Source organism: Homoserinibacter sp. YIM 151385 (genome assembly GCF_027912415.1).
Taxonomy (GTDB): Bacteria; Actinomycetota; Actinomycetes; order Actinomycetales; family Microbacteriaceae; genus Schumannella.
Window position 1 is genome coordinate 2315643 of record NZ_CP115175.1, and the last position, 18730, is coordinate 2334372.

Below are 18730 nucleotides of genomic sequence, written 5' to 3' on the forward strand. Positions count from 1 at the left end.
GAGGAGGACGAGCGTGACCGATCCGACGCAGGGCTGGACCCCGGTCCGCAAGGTCCGCGCCCACGAGCAGGTGATGGCGCAGATCGAGCAGCGCATCCTCGACGGCGAGCTCGCCGCGGGCGACCACCTCCCCAACGAGCGCGACCTCTCGGCGATGCTCGGCGTCAGCCGGCCCTCGCTCCGCGAGTCGCTGCGCGTCTTCGAGGCGCTCGGGATCGTCGAGATCCGGCGCGGCGGAGAGGGCGGCTCCGTCCTCGCGGGGGAGCCCGGCCCCGCCTTCGTGAACCTGCTGAAGCTGCAGCTCGCGCTCGGGCAGTTCAGCCCCCACGACGTGCTCGACACCCGCGTCGCCCTCGAGACCTGGAGCTGCCACGAGGCCGCCAGGAGGGCGACCCCCGAGGACCATGCGGCGCTCGCCGCGATCCTCGACGAGATGGACGACCCCGAGATCTCGGCGGGCGAGTTCAACCGGCTCGACGCCGCCTTCCACGTCCTCATCGCGGAGGCCTCCACGAACGCGCTCTCCGCGCACCTCATGCAGTCGCTGCGGATCGCGATCAACCGGCAGATGATCGACGCCTACGCGCGCCTCGACGACTGGCGCGAGACCGCGAAGACGGTGCGCGCCGAGCATCGGCGGATCCTCGAGCTGATCCGGCAGCGCGACTCGGCGGGGGCCTCGGACGCGGTCCGCGACCACATCGCGTCGTTCTACGCGCTCGGCGGGCTCTCGCGGGAGGCCGCGGCGGCCCCGGACGGCGGGGCGCGCCCGTGAAGACCATCGTCCTCGACGACGACCCCACCGGCACGCAGTCCGCGAGCGGCGTGCGCGTGCTCCTCGAGCACGGTGCCGAGCTCCTGGAGGCGGCCCTCCACGAGGCGTCCGCCGTCTACGTCCAGACCAACAGCCGCGCCCTCGACGAGGCGGCCGCCGTCGCGCTCGTCGCCCGCATCCGCGAGGAGGGGATGACGGCCGCCGCGCGCCTCGGGGAGCCGGTCCGCTTCGTGCTCCGCGGCGACTCGACGCTCCGCGGCCACGTCTTCGCCGAGACCGAGGTGCTGCTCGATGCGGAGCCCGGCGCGATCATGCTCTTCGTGCCCGCCTTCCCGGACGGCGGGCGCACGACCCGCGACGGCATCCACCTCGTCCGGCAGGGCGGACGCGAGGTGCCGGCGGGCGAGACCGAGTACGCGCGCGACCCGGTCTTCCCGTTCCGGGCGTCGCGGCTCGCCGACTACGTGCGCGAGAAGTCGGCGCGTCCGCCGGTGCCGGTCGCGATCGGCGAGGTGCGCGGCGGGCGGCTCGCGGGGGCCCTGCTCGATGCGGCCCCCGGTTCCGTCGTCGTGCCCGACGCGGAGGACGACGACGACATCCGGCGGATCGCCCAGGCGGTCCGGGAGGCCGAGGCGGCCGGGGCGGCGATCGTCGTGCGCTCGGCCTCGCCGCTCGCGGCCGAGCTCGCCGGGGTCGCGAGCGACGGGCACCTCGTGCTCGGGCCCGAGGACCGGCCCGCCCGCGTCCTCCTCGTCTGCGGCTCGCACACCGGCGGCGCGACCGCGCAGCTCGCACGCCTCGAGCCCTCGCTCGGCCCGCCGCTCGCGGTCCGCACGGCGGCCGCGCTGCGCGACCCCGCCGCCGCGGGCGCCGAGGTCGTGGAGCCGGCCCTCGAGCGCGTGCGCGCCGGCGGCGTCGCGATCGTCGCCTCCGAGCGCGCCCGCGCCGCCGAGCACGGCACGCTCGACCACGGCGAGCGCGTCATGCGCGCCCTCACCGGGGCCGTCGCCGGCATCCTCCCGCACGTGGACGCGGTCGTCGCGAAGGGCGGCATCACCTCGGCCGAGGTCGCCCGCGCCGGGATGGGCGCCCGCGACGCCCGGGTGCTCGGGCAGATCCTCCCCGGGATCTCGGCCTGGCGGATGCGCGTCCGCGACGGCCGGGAGATGCTCTACATCGTCGTGCCGGGCAACGTCGGCGAGGAGGACGCGCTCGAGCGGGTGCTCGCCGCGCTCGGCCTCGGGCCCGGACTCCGCTTCAGCTCGCCGAGCTGAGGCGGCGCCCCGGCGGCAGCTCGCCCGAGCCGCGCTCGATGAGCTCGAGCGGCACGAGCGCCGGCCCCGGCGCGGGCACGTCGCCGAAGAGCGCGAGCAGGGATGCGGCGGCGCGCCGGCCGATCGCCTCCGCCCGGTGGTCGATCACCGTGATCGCCGGCACGAGCGCATCCGACATCGCGAAGTCGCCGAAGCCGATCATGGCGACATCCGTCCGGTCGGCGGAATGGAGGGCCGCGATGACGCCGAGCGTCGTGAGGCGCGAGGCGCTGAAGATCGCGGTCGGCGGGTCGTCGAGGGCGAGCAGCTCGCGGGTCGCCCGCGCGGCGTCGAGCGGGGTGAGCGTCGCGCGCAGCAGCCGCTCGTCGTCGGGCTCGACCCCCGCGGCACGGAGCGCGTCGTGGTAGCCGTCGATGCGGTCGCGGGCCGGCTGGATGAGCGTCGGGTCGCCGATGTACGCGATGCGGCGGTGGCCTCGCGCCGCGAAGTGCTCGATCGCGATGCGGGCGCCGAAGCGGTCGTCGACCTTGACGGTCTCCATGACCTCCTCCGGCACGTCGCGGTCGATCGCGACGACGGGGACCGCCGAGTCCTGCGCCCACGGCGCATCGCGTCCGGCGGGGCTGAAGATGAGGCCCGCGACCCGGCGGCGCCGCATCTGCTCCACGACGCGCGCCTCGACCTCCGGGTCGCGATGGCTGCTCGCGACCATGACGAGGTAGCCGTGGGCGGCCATCTCGGCCTCGACCGCCTGGGCGGCCTCCGCGAAGAACGGGTCGTCGAGCGAGTCGATGATGACCGCGACGGCCCGATCCCGTGCGCCGCGCAGCGAGCGCGCCATGCTGTCGGGCACGTAGTCGAGCTCGGCGATCGCGTCGAGCACCTTCTTGCGGGTGCGCTCCGAGATGCTGGGGAAGTCGTTCATGACGCGCGAGACCGTCTTCATGCTGACGCCCGCCGCCGCGGCGACGTCGCCCAGCGTCGTCCGATCTGCCACGCCGGACCTCCTCGCGGAGGGCCGCAGTCGGCCCCCGGCTCGAACCTACACGGCGCGCTCAGGTGAGCGCGGGCGGCAGTGCCGGGCGTCGCAGCATGGCGTGGATTCAGGATCCGGCGGTGCGCCGATGCTCGTCGGCCCGGAGCCGCGTGCGCGCGGCGGGAGCCCTCCCGGTGCGGTCCGTCGTCGCTCCTGAATCCGCGCCGGGCTCAGCTGCCGAGCAGCCCGATGCCGCCCGGCTGTCAGAGCAGGATCCAGTCCTCCCGCACCCCGTCTCGCGCGACGCGGGGTCGCTCGGGAGTGGCGCGGATTCAGGATCCCGCGGCCGATGGGGGCGATCCGGGCCGCGACGGCGGGCGTGCGGCCGCCCGGAGCCGGCCGCGGTCCTGAACCCGCGCCGCCGCGACGGCGTCCCGCGCCCGGCCCTCGCGACGTCCGCGGGAGCTGGGAGTCGCCGCCGCGGCGCGCCCGGGGTCCGAGGCCGCGCCTACCGTGGCGGACATGCAGGCAGCAGCGCATGACCACCACGCCGTGCTCGTCGTCGGCGGCGGCAACGGCGGCTCGTCGACCGCCGGGCGCCTCCGCCGGGCCGGCGTCGAGGATGTCGCGATCATCGAGCCGCGCCCCCGGCACCTCTATCAGCCGCTGTTCTCGCACGTCGCCGGCGGGACGGCGCGCGCGAGCCGGGCGAGCCGACCGCAGGAGGACGCGCTGCCCCGCGGGGTGCGCTGGATCCGGGACGCGGTCGTCGCCGTCGATCCCGGCGCGCGGGAGGTCGAGCTCGAGTCGGGGGCGCGCGTCGGCTACGGACAGCTCGTCCTCGCGCCCGGGATGCGGCGCCGCTGGGATCTGATCCCGGGCCTCGCGGAGGCGATCGAGACGCCGGCCGTCTCCTCCCATTACGAGTTGCCGCTGGCCGCGAAGACCTCCCGCCTGCTCCGCGATCTCCACCGGGGCACGGTCGTCTTCACCGAGCCCGCGGGCCCCGCGAGCTGCGCGGGCGCCTCGCAGAAGCCCATGTACCTCGCCTGCGACCACTGGCGGCGCCTGGGGGTGCTCGACGACATCCGCGTGGTGCTCGTCGTCCCGACGCCGACGCCCTTCGGAATCCCCATGATCGACGAGGAGCTCAGCCGGAAGATCGACGAGTACGGGATCGAGGTCCGCTTCGGCGCCGAGCTCGTCGCGGTCGAGGGCGAGGCGCGCGTCGCGGTCGTCCGCGGGCGCGACGGCGTCGAGGAGCGGATCGGGTTCGATGTGCTCAACGCCGTGCCGCCGCAGCGCGCGCCCGAGTGGATCGCCGAGTCGGGGCTCGGCGACGCCGCCGGCTTCGCCGACGTCGATCCCGAGCTGCTGCGCCACCGACGGCATCCCGAGATCTGGGCGCTCGGCGACGCCGCCGAGACGGGCGCCTCGCGCTCGGGCGGCGCCCTGCGCAAGCAGACGAAGGCGCTCGCCGAGAACCTGGCGGCGGTGCTCGCCGGGCGCCGCCCCGCATCCCGCTATTACGGGTACTCGGTGGCGCCCTTCACGGTCTCGCGCCGCAGCGTGGTCTTCGCCGAGTTCGATCGCGAGCTGCGGCAGCGGCCGACCGTGCCGGGGTGGCGGGGGCTCGCCCGCGAGCGGACCCTCACCTGGATCCTGGATCGGCACGTGCTGCCGCGCGTCTACTGGCACCTCATCACGAAGGGGCGGGCCTGACCGGTCTGAGGGCGGGCGGCGCGGTTCCTGGACGCCCGCCGACTGCCGGCCCCCCGCGGTCGGATCGCGCCTAGCGTCGCCGCATGGACATCACCGAGGTCGCCTGGAACGAGCCCGCCCGCGCGAAGATCCTGGAGGACGCCGATCGCGTGCTCCGCGAGGCGGTGGAGGCGGTCGCCGCCTCGCACGGCGGGGGCGACTCCGACGAGATCTTCCAGGAGCTGACCTCCCGGCTCAAGGACCGCTTCATCGACTTCGAGCCGGGGCCGGACCTGCGCCGCTACGCCGACGCGATCGCATCGGGCGAGCTCGGCGGGAGCTGATCCCCGCCGAGCCGCCGCGAGCGGGCCGGCCGCTCAGCCGCGCCGTACCGCGTGCGCGGATGCGGAGGTCCGGGCCCGAGCGCGTCCCGCACACGCTTCCGGAGGCGATTCTCCGAGTCGCGGTCCGCGGCGCGCGAGATGATGGCGGCATGCTCTCCCCGCAGTCGCTGAGCGAGTCCGACCGCCGTCTCGTCGCCGCCTGGGCGGCCGACTGCGCCGAGCGCGTCCTGCCGGTCTTCGAGGCGCAGGGCTCGGGCGATGCGCGGCCCGCGGATGCGATCGCGCGCGCCCGCGCGTTCTCTCGCGGCGAGCTCGACGCGGCGGGCGAGATCCGGCGCCGCCTCGAGGCCGGTCGCGCCGCGCACTCGGTCGAGGATCGCGCGGCGGCCGCGGCGGCGCGCGCGGCGGCGCAGGCGGCCGGCGTCGCCCACATGGGCGCGCACGCGCTCGGCGCGGCCGCCTATGCCGCTCGCGCCGTCGAGCTCTCGGGCCGCGAGCCCGCGCCCGAGATCGACTGGCAGCTCGCGCGCATGAGCCCCGAGGTCCGCGCCGCGCTGCGCTCGCTCCCGGCCCTCGGCGAGGATGCGGCCGGCCCGCTCGGCCCCGGGCTGCTCGCCCGCGGCTCGCTCGGCGCGACCATCCGCCGCATCCAGACCGAGCTCGGGCGCGATCCCGCGTGAGCGCGCCGGGTCAGTCGGCGGGCGACATCGCGCCGACGGCCGACCGGGTCCGGGCACCGGCGCCCCCGAGCCCGATCGCCGCGCCGACGGCGATGGCGGCGGCACCCGCGGCGACGGCGATGGCGAGGCCCTGCTCCTCGATGACGAGGCCGAGGACCGCGGCGCCCGCGGCCTGACCGGCGACGAGCAGGATGAAGAGCAGCGCGGTCCCGCCGGCGGCGCGGGCGGGATCCAGCTCGGCGGTCCAGGCGATCAGCGCGCCGGTCGCGGTCGTGTAGCCCCATCCGAAGACCGCGCACGCCGCGATGGCGACGGGGAGGGCGGCGGGTGCGAGGGCGAGGGCGAGGCTCGCGGCGGCGGCGAGGCCGCTCGCGAGCATCCAGCTCCGCCGCGCCGGATGCCGCGCGAGGGCGCGGCTGGTGGCGAGCACGAGGCCGCCGCCGACGCCGATCGCGATCCACGCGCCGGCGGCGCCGCCGGGGTCTGCGCCGGCTCCGAGGAGCAGGCTGCGCCCGAAGGTCCAGACGGCGGCGGAGCCGGCGCCGAGCAGGACCGCCCCCATGAGAAGCGGCAGATGGACGTGCCCCAGGGGAGGTCCGGTGCGCGCGGTCCGCGCCGAGCCGCCACCGCCCCGCGGCACGGGCACGAGCACCGCGTCGGCCGCGAGGAGCAGCGCCGCCGCGAGGACGGCGACGGCGGCCGAGACCCACCAGGCGGCCCGCCAGTCGGGCAGGAGCACGAGCGCGAGGGCTCCCGCCGCGACGAGGCCCGGCCCCGTGCCGGAGTTCGCGATCGCCTGCGCCGCCGGGCCGGCATCCCGCTGCTGGAGGAGCCGCACGACGGCGGGCGAGGCGAGGCCGGCCCCCGCAGAGCTCAGGATCGCGGCCGCCGCGAGTGCGTCCGATCCGGCGGCCGCCGCCATGCCGGCCGCGCCAGTCGCAGCGGTGAGTCCTGCGCCGGCCACGACGATGCGGGGATGCCGCGGCGCGAGCCGGGCGCCCGTCGCGGCCCCGAGGCAGTAGACGAGCGAGCCGCCGCCCGCGACGAGGCCGACGGCGGAGGCGTCGAGGCCGAGCTCGGCCCGCATCTCGGGGGCGTGGAGGCCGGAGGCGAGGCGGACGAGCCCGTAGGTCGCGGCGATGAGGAGCGTGCTCGCGGCGACCATGGCGGTCGAGGACGATCCCCAAAACAAAAACGTACGTTTCACTTTCTCAGTCTAGGGTGCAGGCATGACCCTGCGCGCGAGCACCGAGACGAGGATCCTCGACGCCGCCGAGGCGCTCTTCTTCCGGCAGGGGATCGCGTCGACCTCGATCGACGCCGTCCTCGGGCTCGCGGGCGTCTCGTCCGCGACCCTGTACCGGGGGTTCGCGAGCAAGGAGGCCCTGCTCGCCGCCGCCCTCGAGCGGCGGCAGCGCGAGTGGATCGCGGTCTGGGATGCGGCGATCGCCCGTGCCGGATCCGACGTCGATCGCCTCCTCGCGGTGTTCGACGCCCTCGACGAGTTCCGCGCCGGCGAGCACGGCGCGCGCTGGTGCGCCTTCCTCGGCTCCGCCGCGGAGTACCCCGAGCCGCCCGCCGGGCTCGCCGCCGCGGTCGAGGAGGACACCCGCGCACTGCGAGCCCGCCTGCGGGGGCTCGCGCGTCCCCTCGCCGGCGACGGCGCGGACGCGCTCGCCGACGACCTCCTCCTGCTGCTCACCGGCAGTCTCGCGATGCGCCTGCGCGAGCCCGGCCACGATGCCGCCGCGGCGCGCCGGCTCGCGCGCGGGCTCGTGCTCGGGGCGGAGCGCGACGGGGCGCCCGCGGGGCGCTGATCCCGCTCAGCTCTTCCGGCGCCGCCGTGGGGCGGCCGAGCGCGGCGGGGTCGCGCGCATGTGGTCGCGGATCCGCCCCAGCACGTCGCCGAGCGCCGCCGTGTCGTCGTCGCCGATGGGCTGGAAGAGCAGGGTCTGCAGGAGGGCGATGTGGCCCGGGAACACGGCGGCGAGGACGCCGCGGCCCGCCTCCGTGATGGCGACGGTCGTGCTGCGCTCGTCGTCGCGCGACGGGGCGCGCGTGACGAGTCCGCGCTGCTCGAGGAGCTGCGCCTGATAGGTGAGGCCGCTGCGGCTGTAGACGACGCCGTCGGCGAGGTCGGTCATGCGGTGGCTGCCGGCGGGGGCATCGCCGAGCCGCGCGAGGAGCTGGAACTGCACGTAGCTGAGCTCGCCGGCCTCCCGCAGCTGCTGCTCGACCTGGTGCCGGAGGAGGCTGCTCACCTCGATGAGCGCGAAGTAGGCGCCGAGCTGCGCGGGGTCGAGGGCGGCGGGCTCCTGCGTCATAGCGACATCCTACTGTTGCTTCGAATTCGGAACACTGCTATCGTCGCGGTATTGCTTCAGATTCGAAGCATCAACGAAGGAGATCATCATGCAGGCCATCCGCTTCCACCAGGTCGGCGACGCCGACGTGCTCCGCCTCGAGGACGTCGCGCGACCCGAGCCCGCCGCGGGCCAGGTGCGCATCCGCGTCGCCGGCGCCGCGTTCAACCCGGCCGACGCCGGCATCCGCGCCGGCCGCCTCCCCATCCCGGTCACGCTGCCCCACATCCCCTCCTACGACGTCTCGGGCACCGTCGACGCGCTCGGCGAGGGCGTGGACTCCCTCGCCGTCGGGGATGCCGTGATCGGATTCCTGCCGATGACGGAGGACGGCGCGGCGGCCGAGTACGCCATCGCCCCCGCCGAGACGCTGACCGCCGCCCCGACCGGGCTCCCGCTCGCCGATGCCGCGGGCCTCCCCTCCGTCGCGCTCACCGCCCGGCAGGCGCTCTTCGACGAGGCGGGCCTGGTGTCCGGGCAGCGCGTGCTCATCATGGGCGCGGGCGGGCCGGTGGGCGGCTACGCCGTGCAGCTCGCCGCGCGCGCCGGCGCGCACGTCATCGCGACGGCGAGTCCCCGCAGCCGCGCCTCCATCGAGGCCTCGGGCGCGCACCAGATCATCGATCACGCCGACGCCTCGCCGCTCGAGGCGGTCGACGAGCCGGTCAACGTCCTCCTCAACCTCGCCCCCCTCGACCCGGCCGAGCTCGAGGGGCTCGTCGCGCTCGTCCGCGACGGCGGCGTCCTCGTGAGCACGACCGCGTGGATGCCGGCCCCCGGCGACGAGGCCCGCGGCGTCCGCGGGGTCGTCGTCTACGTCCGCAGCGACCGCGCGCAGCTCGCGGAGCTCGTTGCGCTCGTCGACGCGGGCGAGCTCCGGGTCGAGATCGCGGAGCGGGTCCCGCTCGCCGAGCTGCCCGCCGTGCACGCGCGCGCGGCGGTCGGAGCCGTGCACGGCAAGGTGATCGCGCTGCCCGCCGGCGCGTGAGCGGCACGACGGCGCCCCCGTCCGAGAGCCGGACGGGGGCGCAGCCGTGTCGTGCGGAGCGGCGGCCTAGCGGCCGAGGCCGACGCGGTCCACGCGCCGGTGGAACCGCATCCCCGCGAGCCCGCCGAGGACGGCGCCGACCAGACTCACGACGATGGTGAGGATCGCGGTGATGATGCCGAAGGTGGTCAGCTCGCCCTCGCCGAACGGGAGGCGCGGGAAGCTGTCGATGTTCGCGAGGATGTTCCACTGGGCGCCGGCGACGGCGCCCACGACGGCCGCGACGATCGCGGTCACGATCGCCCACAGCCACACCGCGACGCCCTGCTTGGCGCCGCTGAAGCGGGCCATGCGGCCGGCGACGTAGCCGCCGCAGTAGTACGCGATCAGCAGGATCACGAGCACCGCGATCGCGCCCGCGATGCCGATCGTGCCGGCCTCGCTGGACGAGTCGACCGCGTCGCCCGCATCCACCCCGGCGCCCAGCCCGAGTGCCGCCCCGGCACCCGCGACGAGCGCGGTGAGGATGACGGCCATGCCGGTCGCGGCGAGCCAGCCGAAGAAGGCGAGGCCGAAGCGCATCCCGCCAAACTCCTCCTTCTCGCGGGCGGCGACCTCCTCGCGGGCGGAGAGCCCGGAGGGCGGGGGCGCCGCGGGGTCGCGATGGGCGCCGCCCTCGGCCGGCGCGGCGTCGGTCCGGTCCTCGGCGCGGAGGCGCTCCTCCTGGAGGCGCTCCTCCTGGAGCCGCTCCTCGCGGAGGCGCTCCTCCTGGAGCCGCTCGTCGTGGAGGCGCTCCTCCTGGAGGCGCTCGGCGCGGGTCGAGTCGTCGGGCCCGGTCGCGGGGTCGCGGTCGTCGCGGGCGGGGTCGATGCGGTCGCTCATGGCGGGATCCTCTCGTCGACTCCGAGTGAACCGCCGCGCCGGAGGGGGTGCGCCCGATCCCCACCCCGCATTCAGGGAGCGCACGGCCGCGGACCGGGCGGATGGGGCTAGATTCGGAATCCGGAAGGAGCGCGGAATCTTGACGATCCTGCACGGCGACGAGGCCCGGCAGCGCGACGCGGTCTGGTCGCGGGTCGACCGGGGGTTCTTCGTCGGCAGCCGACGCGGCGACTTCATCGGGCACATCGACGTGACGCCCGAGGGCCGATACCGGGCGGTCGACTCGCGGTCTCGCGTCATCGACGACTTCGCCGACCTCCACGCCGCGATGGCCGCCCTCGAGACGACGGGATCCCAGGATCCGGAGGGGGGCGGATCGCGTGGCCGATGACGAGGACCTCTACACGGCGCTGTACACGAGCCGATCGCGCGAGCCCTTCGACGACGGCGCGCTCGACGCCCTCCTGCGCACCAGCCGCGCGGCCAACGCGGAGCGGCGGATCACCGGGATGCTGCTCTACCGCGGGGGCCGCTTCGTGCAGGTGCTCGAGGGGCCGCGTCGGGCCGTGCTCGAGCTGCTCGACCGCATCCGGGATGACGAGCGGCACAGCGACGTCCGCGTCCTCATCGACGGGCCGATCGCCGGCCGCGACTTCGACAACTGGTCGATGGGCTTCCAGCCCATGCAGACGCCGACCGAGCCGCCGCCGCCGGGCTTCCGCGACACCTTCGTCGACCTCGACGACCGGCAGCATCCCTCCGTCGTGATGCGCGCGGCGCGGGAGCTGAGCCTCTGGTTCCGCACCCGGCCCGATGCGGCGGCCGCGTCCGGAGCCTGACACGCGGCGTCCCCCGTCCGGGGTGGTGTCGGCCGGGGGGCGCGCCGGATAGAGTCGCGAGCGGCACTCCCGCACGATCCTCGGCGCCAGAGTGGACAGCCGGCGGTCGGCGCGGAGAGGCGAGTGCATTGATGGGTTCGACGGCGTCGCGCGACGCGCGGAGCGGAGACCTGCTGCGGCTCGCGGCCACGTCCGTCGCGGTGCTCGCGCTCCTGGCCTCCTCCTTCACCGGCCTCATGGGTGCGTCGGCGGCCCGAGCCGCGGCGGACGGGACGACGCCGGTCGCGATGACCGCGAGCGCCGCCTCGCCGCAGGTGAGCTACGGCACCGCCAACACCGTCCGGGTCACCGGGCTTCCGGCCGCGGCCACCGGCGCGGTCGACTTCGTCTCCGGCTCGACGCCGCTCTGCCGGGCGGTCCTCCCCGCCAGCGCCTGCGCGACACCGGCCACGCTGCCGATCGGCAGCTATCCCGTCACCGCGACGTACTCCGGGGACGACGTGTACGAGTCCGCCACCGCCGTCACCGCCTTCTCGGTCTCCCGCGCGTCGGCGCCCTTCTCGGCCGGCCACGCGTCGAGCGTGCCGTACGGCACCGCCAACACGATCTCCGTCTTCGGCTTCCCGTCCGCCGCGACCGGCTCGGTCGCCATCGCGACCTCCGGCAGGACCCTCTGCACGATCCCCGACATCACCACCGGCTCCTTCTGCCAGACGCCGACGGATCTCGCTGTCGGCACGTACCCGTTCACGATCAGCTACAGCGGCGATCAGAACCACAACAGCCGGACGGTCGGCTCGAGCTTCCGCGTCGTCCCCGCCAGCACGCGGCTGGACGCCCGGGTGCGCGCCGCGACCGTGCCCTTCGGCACCCCGAACATGCTCGAGATCAGCGGCCTCCCGTCGTCGGCGACCGGCTCGGTCGTCTTCACGGCCGGGGTCGCGACGCTCTGCCGCATCGACGATGTGACGGCGGCGTCGAGCTGCTCGACCGCGGCGAGCCTCGGCGCGGGGACGTACGCGGTGACGGCGACCTACGGCGGCGACGCGAGCTACGGCTCCTCGACGGCGTCGACCGGCTTCGAGGTGACGCGTGCGACGGTGCCGGACTTCGACGCGGAGGCGTCGGCGGCGTCCGTGGAGTTCGGATCCAGCGTGGTGCTGGGCGTCGACGGCCTGCCGTCGGCGGCCACGGGCTCGGTCGTCTTCACCGCCGACGGCGCGACGCTCTGCCGCATCGCCGATGTGACGGCGTCGGCGACCTGCTCGACGCCCGCCGACCTCGGCGCGGGGACCTACACGGTGACCGCGGCGTACAGCGGGGATGCGAATCACCGTGCCGCGACGGCGGCGACCGGCTTCGAGGTGACGCGGGCGGAGCTCGCGGACTTCGACGCGGCGCCGGCCGCGCCCGCCGCGGCCTACGGCTCCGGGATCGTCCTCCGGTATTCCGGGCTGCCGTCCGCGGCGACCGGCTCGGTCGTGTTCACCTCGGGCTCGACCGTGCTGTGCACGATCGCGGACGTCCGCGACGCCGACGAGTGCCGCACGGCCGCCTCGCTCGACGCCGGGCGCTACCTCGTGCTCGCGACCTATTCGGGCGATGCCGACCACGCCGCGGCGACCAGCACCAGTGCCTTCGACGTCGAGCAGGTCGCGACGGCGATCGAGGCCTCGGCTCGGGCCCGCGTCGTCGCCGCGGGCGAGCCCAACACGCTGACCCTCGCCGGGCTCCCCGGTGCCGCGACCGGATCCGTCTCGTTCTCCTCCGGCGCCCTCGTCCTCTGTACCGTCGACGACATCTCCGCGGCGGACCGCTGCGACACCCCCGCCGATCTCGGGGCGGGCGAGTACGAGGTGACGGTCCGCTATTCCGGCGACCGCAACCACCTCGCGAGCACCGCCCGGACCGCGTTCGCGGTCGAGGCCGCCACCCCGCTGACACCCGCTCCGGCATCAGAGGACGGCGACCCGGGTGAGCTCCCCGCGACGGGTGACGACCCGACGGCACCGCTCGTCTGGGCGCTGGCGCTGCTGCTCGCCGGTGCCGCGCTGGGCGCGCGATCGAGCCGGCGCGTCCGCCGGCGGGACGTCGCGCGAAGCGGCACCTGACCGAGGGCCGGACCGCGGCAGGTCCGGGAGGCCGGGCGCGCGCATCCGCCCCTCGATCGGCCGCGGAGCCGACCCGGCGCGGCTATCCGCGAGCCAGGATGTCGTCGAGCAGGGCGGCGAGCTGTGCGGGCATCTGGATGTGCATGTCGTGCGGTGCGTCGGCGAGGGTCCGCACGTCCCAGCCGAGTCGGGCGAACTCGCGGGCGCGCTCGGCCGAGACGACGACGCTCCGCTCGGCGAGGACCAGGGTGGACGGGACCCGCGGCGGCTGCGGCGGGTACTCGACGCGGCGCCCGGTGGTGGCGAGGTAGGGCACCATGCTGGAATCCCAGGCGTCCCAGTTCGCCATCTGCGCATCGATCGTCTCGGCGCCGGTGCGGCGGATGCCGGACCTCCGGATCGCGTCGCGGCTCATCAGCGGCCGGATCCGGTTCATGACGCGCATGGCCAGACCGAATCGCCACGAGACGGCGAAGCCCGGGTCGATGCCGACGAAGCGCTTCGGCATGAGCTCCGGCACGGCCTCCGCGGCGACCCGGCCTCCGAGCGACTGGCCGACGAGCAGGTCGAGTCCCGTCGGCAGCGTGTCGACGAGGTCCCGCGTGAACAGCTCGAGCGTGTAGCGCTCCGCGCGCGGGCTGCGACCGTGTCCGCGCTGGTCGACGAGGATGACCGAGAAGTCGTGCTGCTCGACGAGGATGTCGGCGAAGGCCCGCCAGGAGGTGGAGCTCTCGGAGGCTCCGTGGACGAGCGCGGCCGTCCTCGGTCCGTCGCCCTGCCGTCGCGTGAAGAGTCTCATCCGTCCTGTCCCTTCTCGACATCGGTGCCGTAGGCGGCGGCGAGCTCGGCCGCGTGGCGGTGGTTCCATGCGCGTGCGCCGGCGAACTGCGCCGTCAGCCCGAGCGAGGCGTGCAGGTGGCCGTCCCCGACATGGACGATGACGGGGACCCCTGCGGCAGCCAGCCGATCGGCGAGGAGCAGGCCGGCATCCCGCAGCGGGTCGTGCTCCGCGAGCATGAGCAGCGTCGGCGGCAGACCGGCGAGGTCCGGCACCTCGAGTGCCATGCCGTACGCGTCCGCCGGGCCGGCGGGACCGAAGTAGCGCTCGCGCAGCTCGTCGAGCCCGTCGAGCCCGAATCCGGTGGCGTACTCCCGGCCCGAGTCGCCGACCGGCGGCAGCGAGGCCGGGATGACCTCGGCGTCGAGATGGATCAGCGTGACCTCGCCGGAGTCCCGGAGACGCAGGGCCGCGCTCGCCGCGATCGCGGCGCCGGCGGAGTTGCCCCCGATGCCGAGTCGGCGGCGGTCGACGCCGAGCGCGCCCGGATCCGCCGCGATCGTCATGGCCGCCGAGATCGCGTCCTCGACCGCGGCGGGGTAGGGGTGCTCCGGCGCGAGACGGTAGTCCAGCGAGAGGATCTGGACGCCGCTCCGAAGCGCCAGTGCGGCGCAGATCCGGTCGTTCAGGGTCTCGTGGATCGACCCGGCGAAGAAGCCGCCGCCGTGCAGCCAGAGCTGCGTCGGCGCGAGCACCGGGGCGTGATCGGGGCGATAGCGACGGACCCGGGACGCCCCGTGCGGGCCGTCCAGCTCGAGGTCCTCGATCGCAACGCCGTCGGGCACCGGGCTCGTGAACTCCGCCGCGACCGCATCGGAGACCTCCCGAGCCGCCGTGCGGTGTCTCGCGAGGTCCGGATCCCCGAAGCCGGCGGTCGCCGACGCCACCTCGCCGTAGCGCGCGATCCATCGGGTGATCGCGGGGTCCAGGGGCACCTGCTCGAGCATCGCCATCGATGGTCCTCTCATCCGTGCCGGGTCCGACCGGCGATATCATGCGACGATCGAAGCACTTCGATGCACCGGCGCGAGGAGGCAGGACGTGACCCGATCCGGGCACGGCGTCACCATCTACGAGGTGGCGGCGAGGGCGGGGGTCAGCATCTCGACCGTGTCCCTCGCGATCAACGCGCCCCACCGGGTCCGGGCGGCGACGCGGGAGCGGGTGATGTCGGCCGCGCGCGATCTCGGCTACCGGGTCGTCGCCTCCACGCCGCGGGCGCGCTCCGGCACGCGACTCGCGGTCGCGGCGCCGTTCACGAGCTACCCCAGCTACCTCCGGCGGCTCGCGGGCATGCTCGAGCGCTGTCGCGACACCGCCATCGAGCTGATCACCCTCGACATCGAGTCCGCCGCCCGGACGTCGACGCCGCTCCTCGACACACTGCCCATGCGCCACGGCATCGACGGCCTCATCGTGATGGGCGCGCCGCTCTCGGGCGGGGCGCTCCGGACGAGCCGCCAGGCGGGGCTCCCGGTCGTCCTCGTCGACGCGCGGCGGGTCCCCCCGAGCGTGTCGGGCCCGCCGACGGTGCTCATCGACGACCTCGCCGGGGGTCGGGCGATCGGGCGGCACCTCCGCGACCACGGCCACCGCCGGGCGATCTACCTGCACGAGCCGCAGATGTCCGGCGACTACCTGTCTCCGGCGATGCTCCGCGTCGCGGGCCTCGAGGAGTCGATCGAGGTCGTCGACGCGGTCTGCGTCGAGTCGGCCGACCCGGCCGAGGTCGTCGCGGCCGCGATCGCCGCGCACCCCTCGGCGACGGCGGTCGTCGCCCACCACGACGGCTTCGCCACCGCCATCAGGTCGCGGATGCGCGAGACGGCTCGTCAGCAGGGGCGCCCGATCGCCCTGGTCGGCTATGACGACGGCCCCGCGGCCGAGGTCCTCGGCCTCACGACCGTCCGGCAGCCCTTCGAGGAGTCCGGCGCTGCGGCGATCGATCTGATGATGAGCATCCTCATCGAGGGAGGCCGCCCGCCTCAGCAGGTGATGCTCGAGCCCCGCCTCGTGGTCCGCGAGTCCGGATGAGCGAGACGGGCGGAGACCGACGATCGGACCCGGCATGGCCGGGTCCGATCGTCGGCGAGGTGCTGCGGCGCGCGCTCAGCGCTCGGTGCCGATGACCGCGGATGCCGCATCGAGGAGCAGCTCGCGCTCGATGCCGTCCGCGATGACCGTCACCTCGACGGCCGCGCCGGGCTCGTCCGAGACGCTCACCGAGTGCGCCTCGCCGCCGTCGGCGGTCGCGGCCTCGATGGCGGCACGGAGGGCGGCCGCGTCGAGCGGGGTCGCGGCCTCGGCGCGGTCCTCCTCGCCGAGGACGGCGTCGCCGGTCGCCGGCACACGCACCTCGACCTCGCTGCCGTCGGCGCGGACCACGTCGACCGAGAAGCCGTCGCGCTCCGCCTCGATGCTCTCGACGCCGGTGCCGTCGGCGGCCGCGAGCGCCGCCTCGAGGGCCGCGTCGAACTCGTCCGCGGTCGCGGTGGCGTCGTCGGAGGCCTCCGCGGGCTGAGCCGGATCGACCGGCTCGGCGCCGGCGGCATCCGCGCGGTCCTCGACCTGCGAGGCGCGGACGTCGTCATCGTCGTCGCCCCACTCGTCGGCGACCGCGAGGGTGATGCCCGCCGTCAGGGCGATGACGCCGAGGCCGGCGGCCGCGATGCCGGCGATGAGGCCGACCCGGCGGCGCGGGCGCCCGGCCGTCGCGGCGGGCGCCGTCGTGGCGGGCGCGCGGTGCGCGTCGGTCGCGACGTCCGGGTCGGCGCCGGTCGCGGTGGTGGGCGTGGTCGGGGTGCTGGGGGTGCTGTCGTCCTTCATGCTCCGAGCGTGCCGCGCGGCCGCTGACGCGGAACTGAACCGAGCTGACAGCCCGTTCAGGCGAGCGGCAGCCGGAGCTCCAGCCGCGCCCCGCCCAGCGGGGACGAGGACGCCGTGACGGACCCGCCGTGCCGGGCGGCCGCCTCCGCCACGATCGCGAGCCCGAGGCCCGCGCCGCCGTCCTCGCGGGCGCGCGCCGCATCCAGCCGGACGAAGCGCTCGAAGATCCGCTCGCGGTCGTCCGGCGCGATCCCGGCGCCGTCGTCGTCGACCCGGACCAGCACGGCGTCCCCCTCGCGCTCGAGCGAGAGCGCGATCCGTGCGCGGGCGTGCCGGCGCGCGTTGTCGCCGAGGTTGCGGAGCGCGCGGGCGAGCAGCCCGGGGTCGCCGTGCAGACGGGTCGGCGACGCGTCGGCCGTCACCTCGATCCCGCCGAGCGCGCGCAGGCGCGCCCCCTCGTCGAGGACGAGATCGTCGAGGTCGAGCGGCTCGCGCCGCATGGCCGCCGGCTCGCCGGAGCGGGCGAGGAGCAGGAGGTCGTCGACGAGCGCGGCGAGTCGGGAGGACTCGAGGTCGACGAGCCCGGCGAGCTCCGCGAGGTCGGTCGTCCGCGGGTAGGCGCTCGCGACCTCCGCGTGCTGGCGGAGGCTCGCGATGGGCGAGCGCAGCTCGTGCGAGGCGTCGGCGACGAACTGGCGCTGGGCGCGCTGCGAGGTCTCGATCCGGTCGAGCAGCTCGTTCATCGTCGCGGCGAGCGCGTCCAGCTCGCCGGCGCCCCGCGGGGCGGCGACCCGCTGCGTCGGGTCCTCGGCGCGCACCGCCTCCACCTCCCGGCGCAGCCGCTCGACGGGACGCAGCGCGCGGCCCGCCACCACCCAGACGATCGCGGCGACGAGGGCCGTCACGAGGGGCACGGCGCCGAGCAGCAGCAGCGCGGTCGCGCCGGTCGCCTCCGCCGCGGACTCGAGCGAGCGCGCGGCGACGGCGACCCCCGCCTCCGTCTCCTCCACGGCGAGCACGTGCGGCTCGTCGTCGAGCAGGATGCGGGCGCCGTCCTGTGCCGGGAGCACCAGCCCCAGCTCCGCGGCCTCGGCCGTCTGATCGAGGACCGCGCCCCCGCGCTGCAGCTGCGCGATCGCGTCGTCGTCGAGGGCTGCGCCCTCGCCTCGCTCCGCGAACGCCTCCGCCGTGTCCTGCGCGGCCGAGTGCTCCGCGTCCGCGAGGGAGGCGTCGAGCAGCGCCTGGAACAGGAGCGCGCCCGCGGCCACCATGACGAGCACGACGAGGGCCGCTGCGGCGGTCACCCGTGCGCGGAGCGTCCGCGGTCGACGCGGCGCCGGCGCGGACCGCGGCTCAGCCATCCCGCACCAGCCGGTAGCCGGCACCGCGGACGGTGGCGATGGTGGCGCGGCCGAAGGGGCGGTCCACCTTGTCGCGCAGCCGCCCGATGTAGACCTCGACGATGTTCGCGTCGCCCTCGAAGGCGTGATCCCAGACCCCGGCGAGGATCTCGCGCTTCGAGATGACGGCGCCGTCGCTGCGCATGAGCAGGTCGAGCACCGCGAACTCGCGCGCGGTCAGGGTGACCGGGGTGCCGCCCCGGGTCACCTCCCGCGTCGCGGGGTCGAGGCGCAGGTCGCCGAGCTCGAGGACGGTCGGCCGCTCGCGGCCGCCCCGCCGGACGAGCGCGCGGATGCGGGCGACGAGCACGGCGAAGCGCGCCGGCTTCACGAGGTAGTCGTCGGCGCCGGTGTCGAGGCCCTCGACCTCATCCCACTCGCCGTCCTTCGCCGTGAGCATGAGGATCGGCGTCCAGTCCCCCTCCGCGCGCAGCTCCCGGCAGACCGCGTAGCCGCTCATGCCGGGCATCATGAGGTCGAGCACGATCGCGTCGTACTCGTGCTCGCGGGCGAACCACAGCCCGTCGACGCCGTTCGAGGCGACGTCGACCGCGAAGCCCTCCGCCTCGAGCCCGCGTCGGATGCCGTCGGCGAGGCGCACCTCGTCGTCGACCACCAGGACCCGCATGCCGCCAGTGTGGCGCGTCGGCGCTGAACCCGCACTGAACGGCGCGCTCCTTGCGGCTGGCTGGGAGGCGGTCGCCTCGGCTTGCGCGGCCCCGGCCGCCGGGAG

Annotated in this window: 20 protein-coding genes; 11 read left to right on the forward strand and 9 right to left on the reverse strand. The window is 75.7% G+C overall.

Annotated elements, in window-relative coordinates; genetic code table 11:
- Window positions 1–13 precede the first annotated feature (13 nt).
- Both OF852_RS11235 and OF852_RS11240 read left to right on the forward strand, forming a co-directional pair.
- On the forward strand, window positions 14–775 hold the full coding sequence (locus tag OF852_RS11235) for a FadR/GntR family transcriptional regulator (protein ID WP_271119249.1): 762 nt from the start codon (window positions 14–16) through the stop codon (window positions 773–775).
- Complete coding sequence (locus OF852_RS11240) at window positions 772–2049, forward strand: four-carbon acid sugar kinase family protein (RefSeq protein ID WP_271119250.1); 1278 nt, start codon at window positions 772–774, stop codon at window positions 2047–2049. The genes OF852_RS11235 and OF852_RS11240 overlap by 4 nt, the downstream gene beginning before the upstream one ends.
- Here OF852_RS11240 and OF852_RS11245 read toward each other — a convergent pair.
- Window positions 2033–3046 carry a LacI family DNA-binding transcriptional regulator gene (locus OF852_RS11245; RefSeq protein WP_271119251.1) on the reverse strand — a complete coding sequence of 338 codons (1014 nt, stop codon included), beginning with the start codon at window positions 3044–3046 and terminating at the stop codon, window positions 2033–2035. The genes OF852_RS11240 and OF852_RS11245 overlap by 17 nt on opposite strands.
- 501 nt (window positions 3047–3547) lie before the next feature.
- On the opposite strand from OF852_RS11245, the gene OF852_RS11250 reads away from it, so the two are divergent.
- The 3 genes from OF852_RS11250 to OF852_RS11260 all read left to right on the forward strand — a co-directional run bounded on the left by OF852_RS11250 (window position 3548) and on the right by OF852_RS11260 (window position 5750).
- Window positions 3548–4747 carry an NAD(P)/FAD-dependent oxidoreductase gene (locus OF852_RS11250; protein WP_271119252.1) on the forward strand — a complete coding sequence of 400 codons (1200 nt, stop codon included), beginning with the start codon at window positions 3548–3550 and terminating at the stop codon, window positions 4745–4747.
- Between the two features lie 83 nt (window positions 4748–4830).
- On the forward strand, window positions 4831–5070 hold the full coding sequence (locus tag OF852_RS11255; RefSeq protein WP_271119253.1) for a hypothetical protein: 240 nt from the start codon (window positions 4831–4833) through the stop codon (window positions 5068–5070).
- A gap of 149 nt (window positions 5071–5219) precedes the next feature.
- The gene (locus tag OF852_RS11260; RefSeq protein WP_271119254.1) at window positions 5220–5750 is read left to right on the forward strand and encodes a putative immunity protein; all 531 of its coding nucleotides are present in this window, start codon (window positions 5220–5222) and stop codon (window positions 5748–5750) included.
- Window positions 5751–5760: 10 nt separating this feature from the next.
- Here OF852_RS11260 and OF852_RS11265 read toward each other — a convergent pair whose 3' ends face one another.
- Window positions 5761–6915: an MFS transporter gene (locus tag OF852_RS11265; protein ID WP_271119255.1), complete on the reverse strand. Its 1155-nt coding sequence runs from the start codon at window positions 6913–6915 to the stop codon at window positions 5761–5763.
- A 64-nt stretch (window positions 6916–6979) separates the two neighbouring features.
- On the opposite strand from OF852_RS11265, the gene OF852_RS11270 reads away from it, so the two are divergent.
- Window positions 6980–7567, forward strand: coding sequence for a TetR/AcrR family transcriptional regulator (locus OF852_RS11270; protein WP_271119256.1), 588 nt, complete (start codon window positions 6980–6982; stop codon window positions 7565–7567).
- A 6-nt stretch (window positions 7568–7573) separates the two neighbouring features.
- On the opposite strand, the gene OF852_RS11275 is transcribed toward OF852_RS11270, so the two are convergent.
- A complete protein-coding gene (locus OF852_RS11275; RefSeq protein ID WP_271119257.1) occupies window positions 7574–8074 on the reverse strand; it encodes a MarR family winged helix-turn-helix transcriptional regulator in 501 nt (166 codons plus the stop codon).
- Between the two features lie 88 nt (window positions 8075–8162).
- Here OF852_RS11275 and OF852_RS11280 point away from each other — a divergent pair, with 88 nt between their 5' ends.
- Window positions 8163–9101 (forward strand): NADP-dependent oxidoreductase, encoded by a 939-nt coding sequence (locus OF852_RS11280; protein WP_271119258.1) that lies wholly within the window; start codon window positions 8163–8165, stop codon window positions 9099–9101.
- Window positions 9102–9167: 66 nt separating this feature from the next.
- Here OF852_RS11280 and OF852_RS11285 read toward each other — a convergent pair whose 3' ends face one another.
- Window positions 9168–9983 (reverse strand): hypothetical protein, encoded by an 816-nt coding sequence (locus OF852_RS11285; RefSeq protein WP_271119259.1) that lies wholly within the window; start codon window positions 9981–9983, stop codon window positions 9168–9170.
- Window positions 9984–10122: 139 nt separating this feature from the next.
- Here OF852_RS11285 and OF852_RS11290 point away from each other — a divergent pair, with 139 nt between their 5' ends.
- From OF852_RS11290 to OF852_RS11300, 3 genes are all read left to right on the forward strand, one after another.
- The gene (locus OF852_RS11290) at window positions 10123–10374 is read left to right on the forward strand and encodes a hypothetical protein (protein ID WP_271119260.1); all 252 of its coding nucleotides are present in this window, start codon (window positions 10123–10125) and stop codon (window positions 10372–10374) included.
- Window positions 10364–10822, forward strand: a complete 459-nt coding sequence (locus OF852_RS11295; RefSeq protein WP_271119261.1) for a BLUF domain-containing protein — start codon at window positions 10364–10366, stop codon at window positions 10820–10822. Before OF852_RS11290 ends, OF852_RS11295 begins: the two co-directional genes overlap by 11 nt.
- A gap of 131 nt (window positions 10823–10953) precedes the next feature.
- Window positions 10954–12933: an Ig-like domain-containing protein gene (locus tag OF852_RS11300; protein ID WP_271119262.1), complete on the forward strand. Its 1980-nt coding sequence runs from the start codon at window positions 10954–10956 to the stop codon at window positions 12931–12933.
- Between the two features lie 82 nt (window positions 12934–13015).
- Here OF852_RS11300 and OF852_RS11305 read toward each other — a convergent pair whose 3' ends face one another.
- Both OF852_RS11305 and OF852_RS11310 read right to left on the reverse strand, forming a co-directional pair.
- Entirely contained in the window at window positions 13016–13732 is a 717-nt protein-coding gene (locus tag OF852_RS11305; protein WP_271119263.1) for an alpha/beta fold hydrolase, read from the reverse strand.
- Window positions 13729–14724 carry an alpha/beta hydrolase fold domain-containing protein gene (locus OF852_RS11310; RefSeq protein ID WP_271119264.1) on the reverse strand — a complete coding sequence of 332 codons (996 nt, stop codon included), beginning with the start codon at window positions 14722–14724 and terminating at the stop codon, window positions 13729–13731. Before OF852_RS11310 ends, OF852_RS11305 begins: the two co-directional genes overlap by 4 nt.
- 88 nt (window positions 14725–14812) lie before the next feature.
- On the opposite strand from OF852_RS11310, the gene OF852_RS11315 reads away from it, so the two are divergent.
- Complete coding sequence (locus OF852_RS11315; protein WP_271119265.1) at window positions 14813–15805, forward strand: LacI family DNA-binding transcriptional regulator; 993 nt, start codon at window positions 14813–14815, stop codon at window positions 15803–15805.
- Window positions 15806–15880: 75 nt separating this feature from the next.
- Here OF852_RS11315 and OF852_RS11320 read toward each other — a convergent pair whose 3' ends face one another.
- The 3 genes from OF852_RS11320 to OF852_RS11330 are packed head-to-tail and all read right to left on the reverse strand — an operon-like array spanning window position 15881 to window position 18625.
- Window positions 15881–16597: a hypothetical protein gene (locus OF852_RS11320; protein WP_271119266.1), complete on the reverse strand. Its 717-nt coding sequence runs from the start codon at window positions 16595–16597 to the stop codon at window positions 15881–15883.
- A 56-nt stretch (window positions 16598–16653) separates the two neighbouring features.
- On the reverse strand, window positions 16654–17901 hold the full coding sequence (locus tag OF852_RS11325; protein WP_271119267.1) for a sensor histidine kinase: 1248 nt from the start codon (window positions 17899–17901) through the stop codon (window positions 16654–16656).
- Between the two features lie 49 nt (window positions 17902–17950).
- Complete coding sequence (locus OF852_RS11330; protein WP_271119268.1) at window positions 17951–18625, reverse strand: response regulator transcription factor; 675 nt, start codon at window positions 18623–18625, stop codon at window positions 17951–17953.
- Window positions 18626–18730 lie beyond the last annotated feature (105 nt).

What these genes read in the sequence shown, in the direction of transcription:
- OF852_RS11250 (WP_271119252.1), top strand. Translation starts at nt 3,548, where the DNA reads ATGCAGGCAGCAGCGCATGACCACCACGCCGTGCTCGTCGTCGGCGGC.
- OF852_RS11255 (WP_271119253.1), top strand. Translation starts at nt 4,831, where the DNA reads ATGGACATCACCGAGGTCGCCTGGAACGAGCCCGCCCGCGCGAAGATC.
- OF852_RS11260 (WP_271119254.1), top strand. Translation starts at nt 5,220, where the DNA reads ATGCTCTCCCCGCAGTCGCTGAGCGAGTCCGACCGCCGTCTCGTCGCC.
- OF852_RS11265 (WP_271119255.1), bottom strand. Translation starts at nt 6,915, where the DNA reads ATGGTCGCCGCGAGCACGCTCCTCATCGCCGCGACCTACGGGCTCGTC.
- OF852_RS11270 (WP_271119256.1), top strand. Translation starts at nt 6,980, where the DNA reads ATGACCCTGCGCGCGAGCACCGAGACGAGGATCCTCGACGCCGCCGAG.
- OF852_RS11275 (WP_271119257.1), bottom strand. Translation starts at nt 8,074, where the DNA reads ATGACGCAGGAGCCCGCCGCCCTCGACCCCGCGCAGCTCGGCGCCTAC.
- OF852_RS11280 (WP_271119258.1), top strand. Translation starts at nt 8,163, where the DNA reads ATGCAGGCCATCCGCTTCCACCAGGTCGGCGACGCCGACGTGCTCCGC.
- OF852_RS11285 (WP_271119259.1), bottom strand. Translation starts at nt 9,983, where the DNA reads ATGAGCGACCGCATCGACCCCGCCCGCGACGACCGCGACCCCGCGACC.
- OF852_RS11300 (WP_271119262.1), top strand. Translation starts at nt 10,954, where the DNA reads ATGGGTTCGACGGCGTCGCGCGACGCGCGGAGCGGAGACCTGCTGCGG.
- OF852_RS11305 (WP_271119263.1), bottom strand. Translation starts at nt 13,732, where the DNA reads ATGAGACTCTTCACGCGACGGCAGGGCGACGGACCGAGGACGGCCGCG.
- OF852_RS11310 (WP_271119264.1), bottom strand. Translation starts at nt 14,724, where the DNA reads ATGGCGATGCTCGAGCAGGTGCCCCTGGACCCCGCGATCACCCGATGG.
- OF852_RS11320 (WP_271119266.1), bottom strand. Translation starts at nt 16,597, where the DNA reads ATGAAGGACGACAGCACCCCCAGCACCCCGACCACGCCCACCACCGCG.
- OF852_RS11330 (WP_271119268.1), bottom strand. Translation starts at nt 18,625, where the DNA reads ATGCGGGTCCTGGTGGTCGACGACGAGGTGCGCCTCGCCGACGGCATC.